This window comes from Acinetobacter sp. 24-47-66 (assembly GCF_056779755.1).
Map to the genome: position 1 here is coordinate 1 of NZ_JBWYIL010000022.1, position 18,542 is coordinate 18,542.

24 protein-coding genes are annotated in these 18,542 nt (G+C 39.1%); 9 read left to right on the forward strand and 15 right to left on the reverse strand.

Annotated elements, in window-relative coordinates:
- Nucleotides 1–157 precede the first annotated feature (157 nt).
- The 3 genes from AC1M84_RS13825 to AC1M84_RS13835 form a co-directional block, all read right to left on the reverse strand.
- Nucleotides 158–1,531, reverse strand: a complete 1,374-nt coding sequence (locus AC1M84_RS13825) for a dihydrolipoyl dehydrogenase (protein WP_481595197.1) — start codon at nucleotides 1,529–1,531, stop codon at nucleotides 158–160.
- Between the two features lie 317 nt (nucleotides 1,532–1,848).
- Nucleotides 1,849–2,274: a protein tyrosine phosphatase family protein gene (locus AC1M84_RS13830; protein ID WP_092768903.1), complete on the reverse strand. Its 426-nt coding sequence runs from the start codon at nucleotides 2,272–2,274 to the stop codon at nucleotides 1,849–1,851.
- Nucleotides 2,267–2,602, reverse strand: coding sequence for a protein tyrosine phosphatase family protein (locus AC1M84_RS13835; protein WP_035269714.1), 336 nt, complete (start codon nucleotides 2,600–2,602; stop codon nucleotides 2,267–2,269). The genes AC1M84_RS13830 and AC1M84_RS13835 overlap by 8 nt, the downstream gene beginning before the upstream one ends.
- Before the next feature lie 123 nt (nucleotides 2,603–2,725).
- Here AC1M84_RS13835 and AC1M84_RS13840 point away from each other — a divergent pair, with 123 nt between their 5' ends.
- From AC1M84_RS13840 to AC1M84_RS13850, 3 genes are all read left to right on the forward strand, one after another.
- Nucleotides 2,726–3,625, forward strand: a complete 900-nt coding sequence (locus AC1M84_RS13840; RefSeq protein ID WP_481594089.1) for an alpha/beta hydrolase — start codon at nucleotides 2,726–2,728, stop codon at nucleotides 3,623–3,625.
- A complete protein-coding gene (gene trxC, locus AC1M84_RS13845) occupies nucleotides 3,622–4,047 on the forward strand; it encodes a thioredoxin TrxC (RefSeq protein ID WP_481589621.1) in 426 nt (141 codons plus the stop codon). Before AC1M84_RS13840 ends, trxC begins: the two co-directional genes overlap by 4 nt.
- 80 nt (nucleotides 4,048–4,127) lie before the next feature.
- On the forward strand, nucleotides 4,128–4,496 hold the full coding sequence (locus AC1M84_RS13850; RefSeq protein ID WP_218945426.1) for an acyl-CoA thioesterase: 369 nt from the start codon (nucleotides 4,128–4,130) through the stop codon (nucleotides 4,494–4,496).
- Nucleotides 4,497–4,568: 72 nt separating this feature from the next.
- Here the strand turns inward: AC1M84_RS13850 and AC1M84_RS13855 are convergent, their stop codons facing one another.
- Both AC1M84_RS13855 and AC1M84_RS13860 read right to left on the reverse strand, forming a co-directional pair.
- Nucleotides 4,569–5,069 carry a DUF4442 domain-containing protein gene (locus tag AC1M84_RS13855; RefSeq protein WP_481587135.1) on the reverse strand — a complete coding sequence of 167 codons (501 nt, stop codon included), beginning with the start codon at nucleotides 5,067–5,069 and terminating at the stop codon, nucleotides 4,569–4,571.
- Nucleotides 5,070–5,097: 28 nt separating this feature from the next.
- Nucleotides 5,098–5,586 carry a YajQ family cyclic di-GMP-binding protein gene (locus tag AC1M84_RS13860; protein WP_035269703.1) on the reverse strand — a complete coding sequence of 163 codons (489 nt, stop codon included), beginning with the start codon at nucleotides 5,584–5,586 and terminating at the stop codon, nucleotides 5,098–5,100.
- Between the two features lie 91 nt (nucleotides 5,587–5,677).
- Here AC1M84_RS13860 and AC1M84_RS13865 point away from each other — a divergent pair, with 91 nt between their 5' ends.
- Nucleotides 5,678–5,989: a rhodanese-like domain-containing protein gene (locus tag AC1M84_RS13865; protein WP_180000521.1), complete on the forward strand. Its 312-nt coding sequence runs from the start codon at nucleotides 5,678–5,680 to the stop codon at nucleotides 5,987–5,989.
- Nucleotides 5,990–6,037: 48 nt separating this feature from the next.
- Here the strand turns inward: AC1M84_RS13865 and mnmC are convergent, their stop codons facing one another.
- Genes mnmC through AC1M84_RS13885 form a run of 4 tightly spaced genes read right to left on the reverse strand, consistent with a single transcriptional unit; the run spans nucleotide 6,038 to nucleotide 9,359 of the window.
- Nucleotides 6,038–7,942: a bifunctional tRNA (5-methylaminomethyl-2-thiouridine)(34)-methyltransferase MnmC2/FAD-dependent 5-carboxymethylaminomethyl-2-thiouridine(34) oxidoreductase MnmC1 gene (gene mnmC, locus AC1M84_RS13870; RefSeq protein WP_481595198.1), complete on the reverse strand. Its 1,905-nt coding sequence runs from the start codon at nucleotides 7,940–7,942 to the stop codon at nucleotides 6,038–6,040.
- Nucleotides 7,943–7,974: 32 nt separating this feature from the next.
- The gene (locus AC1M84_RS13875; protein WP_092768912.1) at nucleotides 7,975–8,409 is read right to left on the reverse strand and encodes an SH3 domain-containing protein; all 435 of its coding nucleotides are present in this window, start codon (nucleotides 8,407–8,409) and stop codon (nucleotides 7,975–7,977) included.
- A 1-nt stretch (nucleotide 8,410) separates the two neighbouring features.
- On the reverse strand, nucleotides 8,411–8,713 hold the full coding sequence (locus tag AC1M84_RS13880) for a YciI family protein (RefSeq protein ID WP_035269693.1): 303 nt from the start codon (nucleotides 8,711–8,713) through the stop codon (nucleotides 8,411–8,413).
- Between the two features lie 31 nt (nucleotides 8,714–8,744).
- Nucleotides 8,745–9,359, reverse strand: coding sequence for an inner membrane-spanning protein YciB (locus AC1M84_RS13885; RefSeq protein ID WP_035269690.1), 615 nt, complete (start codon nucleotides 9,357–9,359; stop codon nucleotides 8,745–8,747).
- Between the two features lie 44 nt (nucleotides 9,360–9,403).
- Here AC1M84_RS13885 and AC1M84_RS13890 point away from each other — a divergent pair, with 44 nt between their 5' ends.
- Nucleotides 9,404–10,258: a PHP domain-containing protein gene (locus AC1M84_RS13890; protein ID WP_481594085.1), complete on the forward strand. Its 855-nt coding sequence runs from the start codon at nucleotides 9,404–9,406 to the stop codon at nucleotides 10,256–10,258.
- 64 nt (nucleotides 10,259–10,322) lie between these two features.
- Here the strand turns inward: AC1M84_RS13890 and AC1M84_RS13895 are convergent, their stop codons facing one another.
- Both AC1M84_RS13895 and radC read right to left on the reverse strand, forming a co-directional pair.
- Nucleotides 10,323–11,234 (reverse strand): bestrophin family protein, encoded by a 912-nt coding sequence (locus tag AC1M84_RS13895; protein WP_035269686.1) that lies wholly within the window; start codon nucleotides 11,232–11,234, stop codon nucleotides 10,323–10,325.
- A 103-nt stretch (nucleotides 11,235–11,337) separates the two neighbouring features.
- Nucleotides 11,338–12,024, reverse strand: coding sequence for a RadC family protein (gene radC / locus AC1M84_RS13900; RefSeq protein WP_035269684.1), 687 nt, complete (start codon nucleotides 12,022–12,024; stop codon nucleotides 11,338–11,340).
- A gap of 115 nt (nucleotides 12,025–12,139) precedes the next feature.
- Between radC and coaBC the strand changes: the two genes are divergently transcribed.
- Nucleotides 12,140–13,405 carry a bifunctional phosphopantothenoylcysteine decarboxylase/phosphopantothenate--cysteine ligase CoaBC gene (gene coaBC / locus AC1M84_RS13905; RefSeq protein WP_481594084.1) on the forward strand — a complete coding sequence of 422 codons (1,266 nt, stop codon included), beginning with the start codon at nucleotides 12,140–12,142 and terminating at the stop codon, nucleotides 13,403–13,405.
- Between the two features lie 63 nt (nucleotides 13,406–13,468).
- Here the strand turns inward: coaBC and secB are convergent, their stop codons facing one another.
- The 4 genes from secB to rsgA all read right to left on the reverse strand — a co-directional run bounded on the left by secB (nucleotide 13,469) and on the right by rsgA (nucleotide 15,785).
- The gene (gene secB / locus AC1M84_RS13910; RefSeq protein ID WP_035270796.1) at nucleotides 13,469–13,927 is read right to left on the reverse strand and encodes a protein-export chaperone SecB; all 459 of its coding nucleotides are present in this window, start codon (nucleotides 13,925–13,927) and stop codon (nucleotides 13,469–13,471) included.
- Nucleotides 13,928–13,950: 23 nt separating this feature from the next.
- A complete protein-coding gene (gene grxC / locus AC1M84_RS13915) occupies nucleotides 13,951–14,208 on the reverse strand; it encodes a glutaredoxin 3 (RefSeq protein ID WP_035270794.1) in 258 nt (85 codons plus the stop codon).
- Nucleotides 14,209–14,220: 12 nt separating this feature from the next.
- The gene (locus AC1M84_RS13920; RefSeq protein ID WP_481594083.1) at nucleotides 14,221–14,634 is read right to left on the reverse strand and encodes a rhodanese-like domain-containing protein; all 414 of its coding nucleotides are present in this window, start codon (nucleotides 14,632–14,634) and stop codon (nucleotides 14,221–14,223) included.
- 92 nt (nucleotides 14,635–14,726) lie between these two features.
- Complete coding sequence (rsgA, locus tag AC1M84_RS13925) at nucleotides 14,727–15,785, reverse strand: ribosome small subunit-dependent GTPase A (RefSeq protein WP_481594082.1); 1,059 nt, start codon at nucleotides 15,783–15,785, stop codon at nucleotides 14,727–14,729.
- A gap of 125 nt (nucleotides 15,786–15,910) precedes the next feature.
- On the opposite strand from rsgA, the gene orn reads away from it, so the two are divergent.
- From orn to AC1M84_RS13940, 3 genes are all read left to right on the forward strand, one after another.
- Nucleotides 15,911–16,465 (forward strand): oligoribonuclease, encoded by a 555-nt coding sequence (gene orn / locus AC1M84_RS13930; protein ID WP_035270788.1) that lies wholly within the window; start codon nucleotides 15,911–15,913, stop codon nucleotides 16,463–16,465.
- A 181-nt stretch (nucleotides 16,466–16,646) separates the two neighbouring features.
- Complete coding sequence (locus tag AC1M84_RS13935; protein ID WP_481587139.1) at nucleotides 16,647–17,381, forward strand: Bax inhibitor-1/YccA family protein; 735 nt, start codon at nucleotides 16,647–16,649, stop codon at nucleotides 17,379–17,381.
- Between the two features lie 160 nt (nucleotides 17,382–17,541).
- Nucleotides 17,542–18,345 (forward strand): enoyl-ACP reductase FabI, encoded by an 804-nt coding sequence (locus tag AC1M84_RS13940; protein WP_092768909.1) that lies wholly within the window; start codon nucleotides 17,542–17,544, stop codon nucleotides 18,343–18,345.
- Nucleotides 18,346–18,542: the final 197 nt, after the last annotated feature.

Consider the following 18,542-nt stretch of genomic DNA (forward strand, 5'->3'; position numbering starts at 1 on the left):
TGGTAGTGTGGGGTTACCCATGTGAGAGTAAGTCATCGCCAGCTCATTATTCTAAACACCCCCTTCAATAGAAGGGGGTGTTTTTTTATATCAAAAAATTGAAATAAAGATATAAAAATAAAAGCCCTCATTAGAGGGCCTTGTATCAAATAGTAGATTAAAGTTGTCGTCGAGCGTGTTTTAACGCAGTTCTTAGGCCTTCCTCTAGCGTTGGATGGTAGAAAGGGTGATCTAGAATTTCATCAACAGTAAGATCACTGGAGATAGCCCAAGCGAGCAAATGTGCTAAATGTTCTGCTGAATAACAAAGAAATTCTGCTCCGAGAAGTTTACGTGAGTGTCGATCGACGTAAACCTCTACAGCCCCAATATTTTGTCCATTGACAATCGCTCGTCCTTGCTTTTCGTAGGATACGATACCTGTAACAAACTCATGATTGGCTTTACGCAGTGTGTGATAATTGGAGCCGATCCCTGCCATTTCTGGTGAGCTAAACATAATACCCAATGGGGTAAGACTTTTTTTATGACTCGATTGATGTTGATCGAGGCAATTATGAACCGCCAATTTACCTTCATAAGATGCTTCATGCTGGATAGGCGTTGCAGTAAAAGCATCACCTACGATGTAAATGGGGTAGTCACCAAGCTGTTTAGTGGTTGGATCAACAGGTAATTTCTTTAGATCAATGAATTCATCATTTATATGCTGAATATTTAACGTATCTAAATTCGTAGTACGACCAGTCGCAGATAATAGGTAATCAACTTCTATAGATTGATTGCTACCATTTTCGATAAAGTTAATTTGAACCTTATCTTCGCCTAATTTCTCAACCTGCTCGGGTAAAATCTCATATTTGATATTTAATTCTTTTGAGAATATTTCTTGAGCAAGCGTTTGTAAGTCTAGGCTAGTCAATGAACCAATTTTTTTACTGCGAGCAAAAACTGTAGTTTCCACACCTAGACGCTGCATGGCTTGTGCAAGTTCGATTGCAATGACACCGCTTCCAATTACAGCTAAACTTTTTGGTAAAGTAGGTATTTCAAAGACTTGATCAGAAGTTAAATATAAATGACCAAGTTTTTGTTGCCAATCTTGATTTACTGTTGGTCTTGAACCAACAGCGATAATGAACGATTTAGCTTGGTATTTCTTATTATTAACATTGATTGTGTTTGCATTTACAAATGTTGCACGACCTGAAATTTTGTGCGCTGTAGGCCATGAATTAACGTCCTTCAGTGTTGCTTTTGTAAATCGATCACGTAATTGCTGTAAATGTTGCATAACATCTTTAGTGTCAATTTGAGAAGAAATTTTTAGCCCAAGTTGTTCTGAAGTTCTCGCATTATACGCAAGATTAGCTGATGAAATTAGAACTTTACTCGGCATACAACCTACTCGAGCACAAGTGGTATCCCACGGACCGTCGTTCACAATAAGTATATTTTGTGTAGTTTTAATGGCTTCTTTATAAGCTGAAATACCAGCAGTACCAGCTCCAATAATAATGATATCGTACATATTGTATTGACTAAGAATGATTTGAATTCACTATATAAAAAAACCTTCGATGAAGAAGTTTTTTTTTCAATTTATTACACTTAAACCTTTAACTTTTGGTGATATCTACATTATTGAAAATTTGTATTATTTAAAACTAAGTATTTTCATGGTTGTTATTGAAATAAGATGAAAGAAAAAGGCGCTTGTGCGCCTTTAAAATGAATAAGATACATTTATCTTATAATGATGTACCTGCATGCACACCAACAGTTGGTTTTACATTCATCGATGTGCAACCGAGTAAAAGAAACGAACAACATAATGCAATACAAATTTTATTCATGAATAAGTCCTAATGAATTTGCTTTATTAAATAGTAACGTAGAACGACTACCTGACTTACATACTAAAAGTATAGGTTTAGGTAGACTATTGTAATACTTCGCAAACTCATGAACATCTGCATCTGTTATTTGACCTGAAATAACAGGTTGGTAAATCAAACTGATTTTAGACTTTTCGGCTAAAGCTCTTAATTCACTTGCAGTTGTTTCGTTACCTGATTCTTGATCAGGACGGTTAACGATCACAGACTTAAATCCCTGCTGCATTAAGGCATTGAATTTTGTAGACGTCATATGACCCGATACACTCACAGATGGATTAAGTGCTTTACTGAGCGGTTCTGATGCTGAATGACTTAGCGTTACGATACTAAAAATGAAGGTGGAAAGGATGAATCTAAACCACATCTTAGTCATCAAGCAAATCCATTTGTTTTGCTAATTGGTAGAGATTGTTAGAGCGATTTCCCGTACGACAGAACATTAATACTGGTTTTGGTAGCTCATTGAAATGATTTGCAAAAGTACGAACATCAAGCTCAGTAATTTGACCAGCAACTACAGGTTGATATACATAATCTAAGCCTTGAGCGCGTGCAGCTTCTTCAATTTGGGCACTTGTTGGCTGTTCTGGTCCGCCTTCCATATCGGGGCGATTATTAATCACAGATTTAAATCCTTTTTCAACAACTTGAACTAAATGTTCTGGCCCAATTTGACCAGCAAAACCTACATTTTCACTCATTGCGTCACTCCCAAAATAAATTAAAAGACTATGCTACTATCATAGCATCTCGCTCAGATATGAGCTTTGATCGACACAAAAAATTTAAAATAAAAATCGTATGAATACATGCATGGAGCACCTATGTACGATTACACCGTAGAGCCGCTGTACGTACAAAAAGCAAATGAGTTGATCGCTGCTGACCTTTATTTGCCTGTCAAAGTTAAAAGACCTCCTGTGCTTATTATGGCGCATGGTTTTGCAGGATTACGTCAATTCAAATTAATCCAATATGCGCAACGTTTTGCTCAAGCAGGTTTTGCGGTTGTACTCTTTGACTATCGTTGTTGGGGAGGCAGTACGGGTAAACCAAGAGAAATGGTCTCTGTCCGTCAGCAGCTAGAAGATTGGTATGCTGTGATTGCGCATATCAAATTATTCCCTTTGGTTGATGGGCACCACCTTTTCTTATGGGGAACGGGTCTGAGTGGCGGATATGTTCTAAAACTTGCATCTGAGTTAAATGGGGTTCGGGCTGCAATAGCGCAAGTACCCTTTGTGGATGGAAATGCCAGCGGTAAAATATATCCAATTCAACATATGGCGCAGGCTTTAAAGTTATCGAGTCAGGATTTAATGGCAGCTAAAGTTGGACGTATTGGAAAAACAATGCCTGTCGTTCATCCCTATGCATTAAGTTTCTACCCGAGTCAGGATAGTTATCAAGGGTATATGTCGATCGTCGATTCAAACTATTATTGGAGCGGTGAGGTGCCTGCAAGAGCTATGTTAGACGTCATACGATTTCGACCGATTACTACGGCAAGAAGTATTAAAATTCCTGTGTTATTTATAGCTGCCAAGAAAGATGCAGTTATTCCCATAGAGATTAGTCGTGAAACTGCAACCAATATGGCACCTTATGTGGAATACCATGAGTGGAATATGACACATTTTGATATTTATCAAGCAAATTGGATGGAAAGCGCAATCAAGCTTCAATTAGAATTCTTAGATCAAAATAGAGGAGTAAACTCATGATTGTTGTTTGTCCATCTTGTGGCGCAAAAAATCGTGTACCTGAAGATAAAATCCAATCTCAGCCGAATTGTGGTCAATGTCATGAGCATTTGATTCCGCTTGCCCCTATTGAGCTGAATGAGCAAAACTTTAGTAACTTTATTACCAACAGTGATTTACCAGTATTGATTGATCTTTGGGCAGAATGGTGCGGGCCTTGTAAAATGATGGCACCGCATTTTGCTGAAGTAGCCAAATCAAATCCGCATGTGGTTTTTGCGAAGATAGATACTGAAGCGAATCCGCGCTTAAGTGCTGCCTTTAATGTTCGTAGTATTCCAACGTTGGTATTGATGAATAAAACGAATGAAATTGCTAGAATAAGTGGTGCATTACGTGCAAATCAATTACGAGATTGGTTAAATCAGCAATTAAATGCTTAACCAATAGGCCAATATTTGGAGTGACTGTGTCAGATTCTCAACTTAAGCCAGAAGGTACATTATCCCTTCAAACCATTGCTATGCCTGCAGATACCAACTGGAGTGGGGATGTTTTTGGTGGTTGGATTGTTTCACAAATGGATTTGGCTGGAGCTATTCATGCAGAGCGTTATACAAAAGGTCGCTGTGCAACCATTGCAATTAATCAAATGACATTCCTTGTGCCTGTTAAGGTGGGTGATGTCATTAGTTGTTATACTAAAATTTTAAAGCTCGGAAATACCTCAATTCAAATGCAAATTGAAGTATGGGATAGTCACGACTCTTCACGTCCAGCGAAAAGAGTGACAGAAGGTGTTTTCACTTTTGTTGCGGTGGATGTGAAAGGGGCAAAACGCCAGATTCCAGATGATGTTAAACAAAAGTTTCAAGAATCTCTAAGCATCTAATCACAAAAAATCCCAACATTGTTGGGATTTTTTATTAGGGAAACTTTTTTAGGATCAATATGATCATGAGCTTTATTGCTTAAGTTGAGATTTCGAAATCCAAGCCCAGAGCATTTCACATTGAATTGGTTCTTCGCCAGACTCATCTGTCACGATCACTTTGACAAGGGTCTCACCTTTTTCAGACTCTTGCATCTGTTTTTGTTGATCATCAGTCAATGTAGCGACTGCGGTCATCGCACCTTTAGATGGGCGTTTGAAATCTACTTTTAAACTTTTTATTAATACAATTGAGGTATCGGGTACATTCATGCCGGTAACAAAGCCTGTAGCTGTTTCAGCGATCAGCGCCATTGCGCATGCATGCACTTGACCAATATGATTTTGCATTGCTTTATGGTTTTCGATTTTAACGACAACTTTAGCATGACTAACTTCAAGATAACGTAATTTGGCAGTTCCCACCATTGGAACGACACGGCCAAAAGCTTTGCTCCATAAAGTACTACGGATACCTTGTGGAAACTTAGATGTCGCTTTTACTAACTTAGATAAACGATTGCCTTTTGCCATGATCAGTTCCTATGATGGAGCAAAGAGATTAGTCTTTGAAGTTGTTAAATTGAAGTGGGATACCGAATTGTTGTTCTTTTAAGAACGCCATAACTTGTTGTAAAGTATCGCGCTTCTTGTCAGTGACTCGGATTTTATCGCCCTGAATAGAAGATTGCACTTTGATACCACTTTCTTTAATGGCTTTATTAATTTTTTTTGCTGTATCAGAGTCAAGACCGTCTTTAAGTTTAATCACTTGAATGACATTTTTGCCAGATGCTGTCATTTTTTGCGGATCTAGTGCTTGAACGTCGACCTTGCGTTTATAAAAGTGATTTTCCAGCATGTTGTAAACTTGCTCACATTGGAAGTCACTTTCAGTCGAGATCTTAATTTCTTTATTTTTTTCGTTTAATTCGATCGAAACGTCTTGACCACGGAAGTCGAAACGCGTTCCGATTTCCTTTTGTGTGTTTTGAACTGCATGATTTACTTCAAAAATCTCTAATTCTGAAACAATATCGAAAGATGGCATAGTTTAGACCTTTACAAATAGAAAGAATATCTGAGATGCTAGGGATGTTTTCTTCATTTGCCAAGTGTTGTTTACATCAAAGGAGTGCGCAATGATCCGTAAACAAGAAATTACAACATTTGAGTTCCCAGCTGACGCGATTATCTGGGATGTACGTGATACAAGTGCTTATGCTGAAGCACATGTGAAAGGAGCGGTGAACCAACCGATTTCCACACTTTCAGCAGATAGCCTGACTCAAGTTGCAGCGGATCAACCGATTTACATTTTATGTGGCGGCGGAAGTAAAGCACCACGTGCTGCAGAACTATTAGAGGGCTTTGATAGTTCACGTGAATATGTGGTCTTAATGGGTGGTACTCGTGCTGCTCGTGAGGCAGGATTACCTTTAGAGCAAGGTTAATCATGGTTGAAAAAAAGCGCCTTATGGCGCTTTTTTAGTTTCAATAAATCATGATGATTGAGTTTTAGCCTGAAAATATGGCTTCTTTATTCTTACTTTCTTTCTAAATCGATGAACATTGAGTTTATTGAGTAAAGTTTCAGATACAGGGCATGCTGTTTTTAAGATTTGAGCCACTAGAATTTCAGCACACAAAGGAGCAAATAAAAAGCCTTTAGAGCCCAAACCTGAGAGTGTATAAATTTCAGTATCAGATTCAACCTGACCTAAAAGCGGAAAATAATCCTGACTTTGTGCACGAACAGAAGCTCTACCATGCCAAGAATGATGGTCAGGAAATTGTGCAGCAATATCTGGTGCGAAATCTGCAAGTAACCTGTAGTTATGTTCATGATCTTCATCAAGAACATCTTGATCATCTCGATTAGGGTAAAAAGAAGCACCTAAAATGATTTGATGATCATTTAAAGGCATACAGTAGCCACCATAGCTATATGCTTCATGTTTCTTGAACTGTGTGGATGAAACATGGTTAAACCAGCTAACTTGACCACGTATTGGTTTTAAAATCGGGAAATCATCAAAAAGATTCATACTTTCACGGGCACAACAAATAATCACATGGTCAAATTGATATTGTTGTCCAACATGATCTGTTATACCGACTTGATGATTGGCAAGTAGATCCCACGATTTGATTGTCGCTTGCTGAAATTCGATCAGTTCATTCGATAAAATTTCTTTAGCCAAATCATGCGGTCTGATTGTTCCAGCCTGTTTCAGGGTGAGGAATGCTTGGTTGAACAGGCTGTTTTCAGCGGCAGAATTTGCTTCGAGTATGTTTTCTGGATATTGATTTGCAAGATCGAGAAGTTCATCAACGTGTTTAAGAGGGATTTGATGGACTTGTGCTTCGTCAAAGGCTTTAAATTTTGAATAATGGTTCATCGCATGTTGCCATGCTAATGTCATCAAATGATCGGCACTTTGTTCAATAGGACAGAGTTTGGGATTCAATAAAGCCAGAGGATTTCCTGACGCGCCACTTAATGGCTCATGGTGGTCAAATAGGCGGACGCGGTGACCTCTTAATGCAAAGGCATAGGCACAACTTAAACCCGCAATTCCAGCGCCTACAATGCCTATACGGTGTTGAGAACTTGAGTGTGGTTTGTATTGGTAATCTTCGGGAGAGAGTTCACTTTTTTCAGCCTCTTCGTCTAAAGGCAGTAAAACTCCCTTTAGCATTTCACGTTTGTGTCCGAACCCTTTTGGGCGTGTAATTTTCACGCCGTGTTTTTTTAATCCTCTTTTGAGGATGCCAGCAACACTGAAAGAGGCAAAAGTAGTTCCAATATCTGATAGTCGAATAATTTGATTCAGAACTTGTTCTTCCCACATATCTGGATTACAGGCAGGAGCAAATCCATCTAAAAACCATGCATTGACAGTGCTAGTTTTGGCAATGACTGGAAAAACATCATGTGCATCACCTAACCAAATATCAATACTAAAACGCTCATCTGGAAAATGAAGGCGGTGGCATCCTGCAATCGGCAGTGGATATTGGGCAATGAGTTGATCTGATAAATGTTTCAGTTCAGGCCAAGCATTTAAAGCTCGGATCAGATCAGCCTTGCTCAATGGAAATTTTTCCACCGTAATGACATGCAGTTGACTATGATTATTTGGACGAATTGATTGCCAAAGTTGCCAAAGGGTGAGGATATTTAAACCCGTGCCGAAGCCAGTTTCTCCGACTGTGAAATGTTCAAATGGTTTTAAGTCCGATAGGCGTTCATGTAGATCATTACCATTGATAAAGACATGACGCGTTTCAAGAAGGCCATTGGCTTTTGAAAAATAAACATCACCGAAAATTTTAGAAACTGGAATATCGATTCCATCAACGAGTTGCCAATCGAGATCAGCAGTTTGAATGGCCTGAGTCAAAATTTGAAACCTTTGAAAAGCGTGTCAGTGGTTTACCACTGACGACGTCGTTTTGTATAGATGTAACTGGCAATAATAAAGCCGACAAAAATACCGACAGCCATTGTTGCTGCACCGTACAAAAACATTTGAGCACTACGTTCACTTTGAAGCACCTGAATTTGTACACCTAAATTATCATTTTTTAGTTGTAATTCTTGATTCTGTGCTAAAGCTTCTAGGTTTGCTTTTTCAAGCTGTTGGAGACGTGTTGCTTGGTCTTTGACTAAAGCCTTTACTTTTGCTTCTTGAAGCGCTTTATTTCGTGCAATTTGTTCAGCTGTAAGTGGCTTTGCAGGCGTAGCTGTTGCTGGCTGAGACTGTGCAGCTGGATTCGCTGGTGCAGCAGTAGTTGCTGCGGGTTCAGCCCAAGCTGAAGATACCAATGCAAAACTGATGAAAAGAGCAGAGCGTGTCAAATTCATCATCTTATTCATGTGGTAATGCTTTATTAAAAGGTTTTACGTCAATGCTGGCATAAATACCTTCTTTTAAAAAAGGCTCATCTGCTAACCATTCATCTAACGCTTCACGGCTTTCAAAATCTAAAATAAGGGTGCTGCCATAAAATCCAGCTTGTGGGTTATTACGATCTTTTGGCATCGCGCCAGCGACGATTACGCGACCTTCCTCAGCCAGTTTTTCAAGGCGTGCAAGGTGTTGTGGGCGTGTTGCTAAGCGTTTTTCAACAGTACCTTCTTGGTCGGTACACGTCACTACAAATAAGGGCATGGCGAAATCTCTATATCCTCTTTCAACACGATTATTCTTCTGCAGATTTAAAGTGTTTTCGTAAAATGATGAATTGAATAATGATAAATGAAAACATCACAATCATGTCACCAAAAGCAGTAAATTCACCCCAATATTTTCCATCCATGAACACGAAAGCAAAGAAAATATGCAATGATGCCATACCAACAAACATCGCGGCCCAAGCATAGTTTAAATTTTTCCATCCCTGCGGTGTTAAATTTAAAATAGGACCAAATAAGCGTTGAATGAGAGGTTTGCGGTCTTTACCAAAATAAGGTGAAATTAAGAAAGCACCAGCAAATACAAAATTCAAGATCGCTGCTTTGAGACGAATATAAAAATCATCACTCAACATGAGAGTAATCCCACCAAAAATCACCGTCATAAATAAAACAATCCATTGTTGTTTATCGAGATGAAATTTTTGGCGGACAAATAATGCGCCGTAGACCACGAGCATAGAAATGATTAAGCCCGTTGTAGCAACGAGAATATGGTTATTATCGACGCCACCTGCAGAGCCGATCCATTGCAGTAAAGGGTGATTGTTATCTTTGGGATCGACAGTTTTGTAAAGCCAAAAGAAAATTATGAGTGGCACAAAGTCTAAAAGTGCTTTCATGTTAAAGTATCTATGCAGTTCAGGTGGATGGATTAGTATAAAAGATGCAAGGCGTAGATTTACACACACATAGTAATATTTCTGATGGAACTTTGTCGCCAGAGTTACTGGTTCAAGCTGCGCTCGAAAAAGGGATACATACCCTTGCACTGACTGACCACGATAGCATGGATGGTTTGGTTTTGGCTGAAAAAGTTGCAAAAAATCAACCAATTCAAATTATTTCAGGTGTGGAAATTTCAAGTCAGTGGTCTAGACCTTCGACCAAAAAAAGTTATGGTGTGCATGTGGTCGCACTGAATATGCAATCACCTGATCCTTTGCATAAGCTACTAGAACAACAAAAGATGATTCGAGCTGAACGTGCTCAACTCATCTGTGAATTGTTGAAGCCTCTTGTTGGAGAGGATATTTACGCGGATGTGGTTGCGAAGGTCGAGGGTATACCTGATCGTGTGACACGAACCCATATTGCGAAGACGCTGGTCGAGAAGGGTTATGTTTCACGTCCGCAACAAGCTTTTGACAAATATATCAAAGAAGGTAAAAAAGCTTATGTTCAGTTTGAAGGACTTGGTCTGGAGGAAACAATACGTGTAATTCATGAGGCTCAAGGGTTTGCTGTTTTGGCACATCCTACCCGTTATGATTTATCTGCGACCAACATTCGTTATTTAATTGAAATATTTGCACGTTACGGAGGCGACGCAGTTGAGTTGCCACCTGCGATTGAGCCTACCTCGACGCGACAAATGGTAGACCGAATGATTGCCGAATTTGGGCTTAAAGTATCAGTTGGAAGTGATTTTCATGGAGATAATATGCCATGGATAAAATTGGGGAATATCCCTCAAGTGAAAGAGGGGCAGGTTGGCATCTGGGAAAGTTTTATTGTATAGAAATTCTCTTATAACAACGGATAAGAGAATTTTAGGCGTTGATAAGACATTAAGTTGTCATGAATCAAAGTAAGTTGTGATCTTGAGCTTGGATTGGTGGAGGAGTTGGTTTTCCTAAAGTCCCGAGTAGTTCAATCTCGATTGTACGAACCATGGCATCGAGTGGAAGATCATTACTTTGCGTACCAAAAGGCTCTTCTATTTCAGAGCTGAGCGCATCAAGCCCCAAAAACGTATATGCTAAAATACCGACTAAAAGTGGCGTCGCCAAACCGAGCACCGAGCCTAAACTAAATGGAAGCATAAAACAGAAAAAATAAACGGTACGGTTTAAGAGTACTGAATAAGCATAAGGTAAAGGAGTTGTAGCAATACGATCACAGCCTGTTTGAACCAAACTTAATTCAGTTACATGTTGGTTCATTTGTGTATAAATAATGTCTGAAATTTCGCCTTCTTTCAGTGACTGCATCAACTCCCATTGAATCAAACTTAATGTGTATTGTGGTGCATTGGCTTGCTGGTAAAGCTGAGTTAAAGCTTGTGGGCTCATGCCACTGGTTTGATGCAAAGCATCGGGACTGACTGTTTGATGACGAAGACGGTCACGCAGTACGTTAGCAAAAACAATCATATGCTGAATTACACGTTCACGACGACCTTGCGGCAAGATCCGGCAATCTCGATCGAAATGTCGAGCATTGGCGATTAAGCTCCCCCATAATTTACGCGCTTCCCACCAACGGTCATAACACGCCGAATTTTTGAAACCTAAAAAAATCGACAATACTACTCCGATCAGTGTAAACCCAACCAAAGGAATTTCAGGGAATCTATAGAGATTTATATATTCAATTCCCCCCACGATTGCTGAAATCAGCATAACGATTCCAAGTGGAGGTAATACCTTCGGTAAGATGGTTCCACGCCATGAAAATAATAGTTTTAGCGTATCGGTTTGATCACGAACAATCATGTAAATCAATCTTTCATTTTTCTATGATCTTCACTAGTTCAGCGAGTATTGTCAATGATAAAAAATGGAAACTTCGAGCAATTTTATTCTGTAATTTATAGACTTATTCTCGGATCAGTTGGTGCTCCATAAAAGAGTAGCTGCCTTCGGTGGAAATGATGACATGATCGAGTAATTTAACCTCAATTAAATTACAAGCTCTACTTAAAGATTTCGTCAAATTGATATCGTCAATTGAGGGCTGAGGAATTCCTAAAGGATGATTATGTGCAATAATCACAGCACTCGCCTGAGTGTGGATGATATGTCGAATAAACTGATTAATTGAAACTGCACAGTGGTTAGTAGAACCAAAGAATAATTTTTTAAAATTAATTTTTCTGAGCCTTGCATCTAAACAGAGTACCGCGAAAATCTCTTGAGATTCGCCAATAAGTTCATAACGAAGATAATCTTGAATTAAATCAGAGCGACTTAAATCAATTTGTTGGTTCAATTGATGTTGCAAGTAACGCCGTCCAAGCTCTTTTACAGCCATCAATTGAGAGTATTTAGTGTCTCCCATGCCATGGAACATGCGAATTTCGTCTATCGATGCATCAAACACTGCATTTAAGCTTCCAAAATGTTGCAACATCAATCTTGCTAATTCGACTGCAGAGTGTTGTTGAGATCCTGATCTTAAAAAGATGGCGAGCAGTTCTGCATCAGAGAGGCTATGAGCACCTTGGCGGAGTAATCTTTCTCTCGGTCGTTCTTGTTCGGGCCATTGTTTGATCGAATTATTCATTATTATTCACTGTTTTAAATTATTTTAACTTTTGAATATTCACCAAGGTATATCTTGGGTGGCAGAATATTTAATGCTATTGTGAGCGCCACTGCAATAAAAAGGTGACGTGATCTTGAGTTTTGATCTTAGTGTGTTCTCCAATAAAAATATTATTCTTGCTGTTACTGGTGGTATCGCTGCTTATAAAAGTGCCATCTTAGTACGCCGACTTAAAGATTACGGATTTAATGTCCGAGTTGTAATGACTCAAGGTGCCCAAGCTTTTATTACGCCGCTTACCTTTCAAGCATTGTCGGGTAATCCAGTGCATACTGAACTTCTAAATACAGAAGCTGAAGCTGGAATGGGGCATATCGAATTAGCACGATGGGCGGATTTGGTGCTTGTCGCTCCTGCCAGTTGTGACAGTATTGCTAAATTTGCTTGCGGACTAGCGGATGATTTACTCAGTACACTCTATTTGGCAACAAAAGCACCTGTTTGGATCGCGCCTGCCATGAATCAACAAATGTGGGCGGCTAAAGCAACACAGCGCAATTTGAGTACTTTGGTCGATGATGGTGTGCATGTCATTATGCCTGAGGCGGGTTCTCAAGCGTGTGGCGATGTTGGATTAGGACGTATGCCTGAGCCTGAAGATTTAGCTGAACAGGTACGAGAATATTTCCATAAAGCGCAGCGTGCAATTGCAGAAAAATTTGGCTTGCTGGCGGGTAAAAAAGTGACGATTACCGCAGGTCCAACTCGAGAGGCAATTGATCCAGTGCGTTATATTTCAAACCACAGCACTGGAAAAATGGGGTTTGCTATTGCTGCTGCATGTTATTCAGCAGGTGCTGAGGTGACACTGATCGCGGGTCCTGTCAGTTTAGATACACCGAATGGGGTGAAGCGTTTAAATGTATCTTCAGCGAGACAGATGCTTGACTTAAGTATGAATCAGTTGGAAACAGGATGTGATGTATTTATTGCGACAGCTGCCGTAGCGGATTATCGTGTTGCAGAAGTTGCGGAACATAAAATCAAAAAAGCTGGTGATGAGTTAGCTGTCTCTCTTGTTAAAAATCCTGATATCGTGGCGACGATAGCTTTGCAAGACAAACGTCCATTTATGGTCGGTTTTGCAGCTGAAACGCGTAATGTCGAAGAATATGCCGCAGGTAAATTGGTGGCTAAGAAACTAGATATGATCGCATGCAATGATGTTTCAAGAGCGGATATTGGTTTTGCTTCAGATGAAAATGCGATGACTGTGTTTTTTGCTGAACAATATGAAATGGAAAAACGTGATCTTGAAAAAGCTTCAAAGCAAGAAATTGCACAACAATTAGTTGAAGCTATCCACGATGCATTACATCAAGAAAAACGACCTGTTTAAATGTAGGATGTAAAAAAGACCGCAAATGCGGTCTTTTTTATAAGGGGGAAGTTAATCAGACGATTAAGCTTGACCTTCAGCAGCGGCAGCTTGAGCGCGTTGCATGTTCGCCTCAAACTCAGCATCAAAGTTAATCGGTGTAAGAAGTAATTGAGGGAAGCTACCTTTAGTTACAAGATCGTTCACCGCTTCACGAAGGAATGGGAACAAAATATTAGGGCAATAAGCACCAAGAATGTACGGAAGACGTTCATCTTCAACGCCATCAATCAAGAAAATTCCTGATTGTGTTACGTCTACGATAAATGCAGTTTCACCTGCATTCGCAGCTTGTACAACCACTTTTAAAGAAACTTCAAAATGAGTTGGATCTACTTTTTCAGCTGATGAAGAAAGATTGATGTTTAACTCAGGTTGCCATTCTTTTGTAAAAACCGCAGCACCAGGAACTTCAAAAGAAATGTCTTTTGTATAAATACGTTCTAATGCTAATTGTGGTTGAACTTGTTGTTCTTCACTCATTCTTAATTCCTTAGATTTAGTGATTATGCCAATAATTCGTCTAGTTTACCTTCACGCTCTAAAGCATAAAGTTGGTCGAAACCACCGATGAATTGATCTTTAATGAAAATTTGTGGCACTGTGCGGTGGTTGGTTTTTTGCATTAACTCAACACGAACCTCAGGTGCTTCTTTTGATAAATTAATTTCTTTGTACTCAATGCCTTTACGTTCAAGGAGTTGCTTTGCACGTACGCAATAAGGACACATCGTTGTTGAATATACAGTCACTTGAGCTGTCATTTTACAAACTCCTTAAGCTTTTTTGCTTTTTACTAAAGGTAAGCCTTGAGCTTTCCAGTTGCTGATACCACCGTCTAAACGATAACTATCTGCATGACCGACTTGTTGTAGAGCAGAGCCTGCAACTTGGCCTAAATTACAAATGAATACCAATGGACGGTCCGCAGCTTTTAATTCTTCAACATTTGCAGCAATTTGACTATATGGAATATTACGACTACCGCTAATATGACCTTCACGGAAATCTTTAGCATCGCGCAAATCAATCAGCATCGCATTTTTAGCTTTCACTAAAATTCCGAGCGATTGTGGCGAAATTTTACGACCACTACGTTGTCCTTCAAAAACGAAAAACAAAACAATAAGGGCCCCTAAAATTGCAAATAAAAAGGGGTGATTCCCCATAAATTCGAACCAACGTTCCACAAATCACCTAATGACTAATTAAAAACTGCGTTGAGTATAACGTATATATATGGTGATCAAAATCACCGCTTCAAGGGTGCACTTAAAGAAAACTAATTTTTTTGTTGCGCCTCAGTAATCTCATCAATTAGACGTAGATAACTTTCTAAACGTCTTTGTAAAATATCACCATTTTTGACACCTTCTTTAAGCGCACATTGCTTTTCGTGCGTATGCGTGCAATTGCGATACTGACAATGTCCTAAGAGTGCAGAAATTTCAGGAAAGCCACCATCGATTTTCTCATGATCTAAATGCCATAAGCCAAATTCACGAATACCTGGGGAATCGATTAAAGCACCATTTTCACCAAAACGAATTAAACGTGTTGAGGTCGTAGTATGTTGACCGAGTGCGGAGTTTTCTGAAATGACATTGGTTTTTTGATCAGCATCAGGAATGATGGCATTAATAAGTGTACTTTTCCCAACACCTGATTGACCTACAAATGCAACAGTTTGGTTGTCAATACGTTGAATCAACCCATCTAAATTACCATTGGATTGGGTCAGGATGAAATCATAACCAAGTTGACGATATTCTTCTGCTAACAGCAAAATTGGATCATTTTCTTTCAGTAAATCACATTTGTTTAATACTAATAAAGCTGGAATATTGGCATCTTCACATGCAACCAAATAACGATCGATTAGGGTTGGTGCAGGTTCTGGTAACGGTGCAATCACAATGACGATCAGGCTGATATTTGCAGCTACTGGTTTTACTTTGTGATAACGATCTGGGCGAGTCAACAAGGATTGTCGCGGTTGAATCGCTGTGATAATGCCTAAGCCAGTATTTGGATCTGCTTGCCATTTTACGCGATCACCTGTAACCAATAATTCTAAATTGGTACGGGTATGACAACGCCAAACGCTATTCAGCTCAATAGGTTTCCAAAAAGGTTCTGGCTCACCTTCTTTGGTATCTGGTTTTATTGGATGTTGATCAGGCAAGGAGAGGGCTTGTACTTCGAGTTGTCGACCATAGTGTTGGACGACTAAGCCTTCTAAGTCGTGAGACGTGTCGATTTCTTCTTGACGTGTTTGATGTTGTTTCTGAATACGACGTTGTTGTTGCTCTGTCAAACGACGCTTACGAATTAAAGCCATTCATAACCTAAAAAAACCTTGAAATTTAGATGGCAAAAATAGCATGATGAGCCATGGATTTACAGCCAAGATCGGAATAATTTGCTACTATCCATCTTTAATTTAGCCCAATAAGATTGCACTTTATGAGCAGCACCCCAGATACCCGCTTAATTTGGATCGACCTTGAAATGACAGGGTTAGATACAGACAACGATCAAATTATTGAAATTGCAACGATTATTACGGATGATCATTTAAATATTCTTGCTGAAGGCCCAGTGTTAGCTGTACATCAGTCAGATATTATTTTAAATGCGATGGATGAATGGAATACACGTCAGCACGGGCAATCTGGACTTATTGAACGCGTACGCCGTAGTAAGCTAACTGCGCAAGATGCTGAGCAACAAACACTTGAATTCTTAAAAAAATGGGTCAATCCAAAATCATCTCCAATGTGTGGAAACTCAATTTGCCAAGATCGCCGTTTCTTACATCGTTTAATGCCAGAGCTTGAGCAGTTCTTCCATTACCGTAATTTGGATGTGTCTTCTGTTAAAGAGTTAGCAAAACGCTGGCGCCCAGAAATTATGAGTGGTTTAAAGAAAAATGCTTCTCATCTTGCGATGGATGATATTCGTGACTCAATTGCTGAATTGAAGTATTACCGTCAATATTTTTTCATCTCAAATAATTAAAGAGATCAGTTGCATTTTTAGAAAAGGGGCTGAGGCCTCTTTTTTTATAGATTTTATAAATGATCGAAAGAACAAAGTATTAATTAAAATGTTTAAAAGTTGATAGCAAAAAATAAACTGACTTTTATGCTGATAGATCTCAGAATAGTGAAAATTTAAGAATGATAACAGAGACTAAGTTATGCAAAGTAGTAATCCGATTTTAACCCGTGTAGAGACTGTATCCAATTATCAACAACCCATGACCATTCAAGGCGCGATTCAGAAATCTGTTGTATTAACTGTGATTTCGGCAGCGGTGGGTATCGCGCTGTTTATTTATAGTTTTATGACTTTAAATGTATCACTCGCCTATGCTAGTGCGATGGTGGGGGCGATTGGTGGATTCATTCTGGCACTCATTACTACTTTTAAGCCGAATACTGCTCGAACTTTGGCTATTCCATATGCTTTATTTCAAGGTGCATTTTTAGGGGGGATTTCAGTCATATTTCAACTGAAATATCCTGGTGTTCCTTTAAAGGCTTTGCTCGCAACATTTGTCACGACTTTGGTGATGTTCACGCTTTATCGTTTTCAAATTATTCGTGCGACTGAGAAATTTAAAGCGGTTGTGTTGTCAGCCACCATTGCGATTGCGATTGTATTTGTTCTCCAATTTATTATGAGTCTAGCTTTTGGTTCGAGCATTCCATATATATTTGATAATAATTGGCTAGGTTTAGGATTTGCAGCTTTTGTGGCCATTATTGCATCATTAAATCTAATTTTAGATTTCGACTTGATTGAAAATGCCGCAGCTCAATACGCGCCTAAAGCGATGGAATGGTTATGCGGTATTGCCTTGTTAGCCACTTTAGTTTGGATGTATTTCTCTTTTTTGCGTTTAATTGGTCTACTGTCTAGTAATGACTAATGCAGTTCAGCTAAGGCGTGTAAAAAGATCAGACTGATGTCTGATCTTTTTTTAGCGTCTAATTCGGTTTAACAATTTTTTGAAAAAAGATGCATTATGCAATTTCGTAAATGCTCTAGACTTGGCATCATGCATGAAAATTAATTTGAGTGAGAGTCACATGGCACAAGGACTATTAGCAGGTAAACGTTTTTTAATCGCGGGTGTTGCGAGTAAATTGTCGATTGCATTCGGTGTTGCAGAAGCTCTACACCGTGAAGGTGCAGAATTGGCATTTACCTATCCTAATGAAAAAATGAAGAAGCGTGTTGATGACTTTGCTGAACAGTTTGGTTCAAAACTAGTTTTTCCATGTGATGTTGCTGTTGATGCTGAAATCGAACAGGCATTTGCTGAATTAGCAAAACATTGGGATGGTTTGGATGGCGTAGTGCATTCAATTGGTTTTGCACCAGCACATACTTTAGATGGTGATTTTACTGAAGTTACTGATCGTGAAGGTTTTAAAATCGCGCATGACATCAGTGCCTATAGCTTTATTGCCATGGCTCGTGCGGCAAAACCACTTTTAACTGCTCGTCAGGGCTGTTTGCTCACACTCACTTATCAAGGTTCAGAGCGTGTGATGCCAAACTATAATGTTATGGGATTGGCGAAAGCATCTTTAGAGGCTGGCGTTCGTTACTTGGCTTCAAGTTTGGGTGCTGAAGGAATTCGTGTAAATGCGATTTCAGCTGGTCCAATTCGTACGCTTGCGGCTTCAGGTATTAAGTCTTTCCGTAAGATGCTTGATCTGAATGAAAAGGTTGCACCTTTAAAACGTAATGTCACGATTGAAGATGTAGGTAATGCGGCATTATTCTTATGTTCACCATGGGCAAATGGTATTACTGGCGAGATTTTATATGTAGATGCTGGTTACAATACGGTTGGTATGAGTGCAGATTTAATGCTAACAGAATAAATCTCATCTTAATAAGAAATAAAAATCGGCAATTTATTGCCGATTTTTTTACATTTTTTAAAGTTCATTTATGTAACCAAGACTAGGTAAATCGTATTTTTTTTGATTAAATATTAAGAAATTCTTTAGCCTTATTAAATTATAAAAGACAGATAATAACCATGCTTGCCAACATCTTTTCGGCATTGGAACAGCTC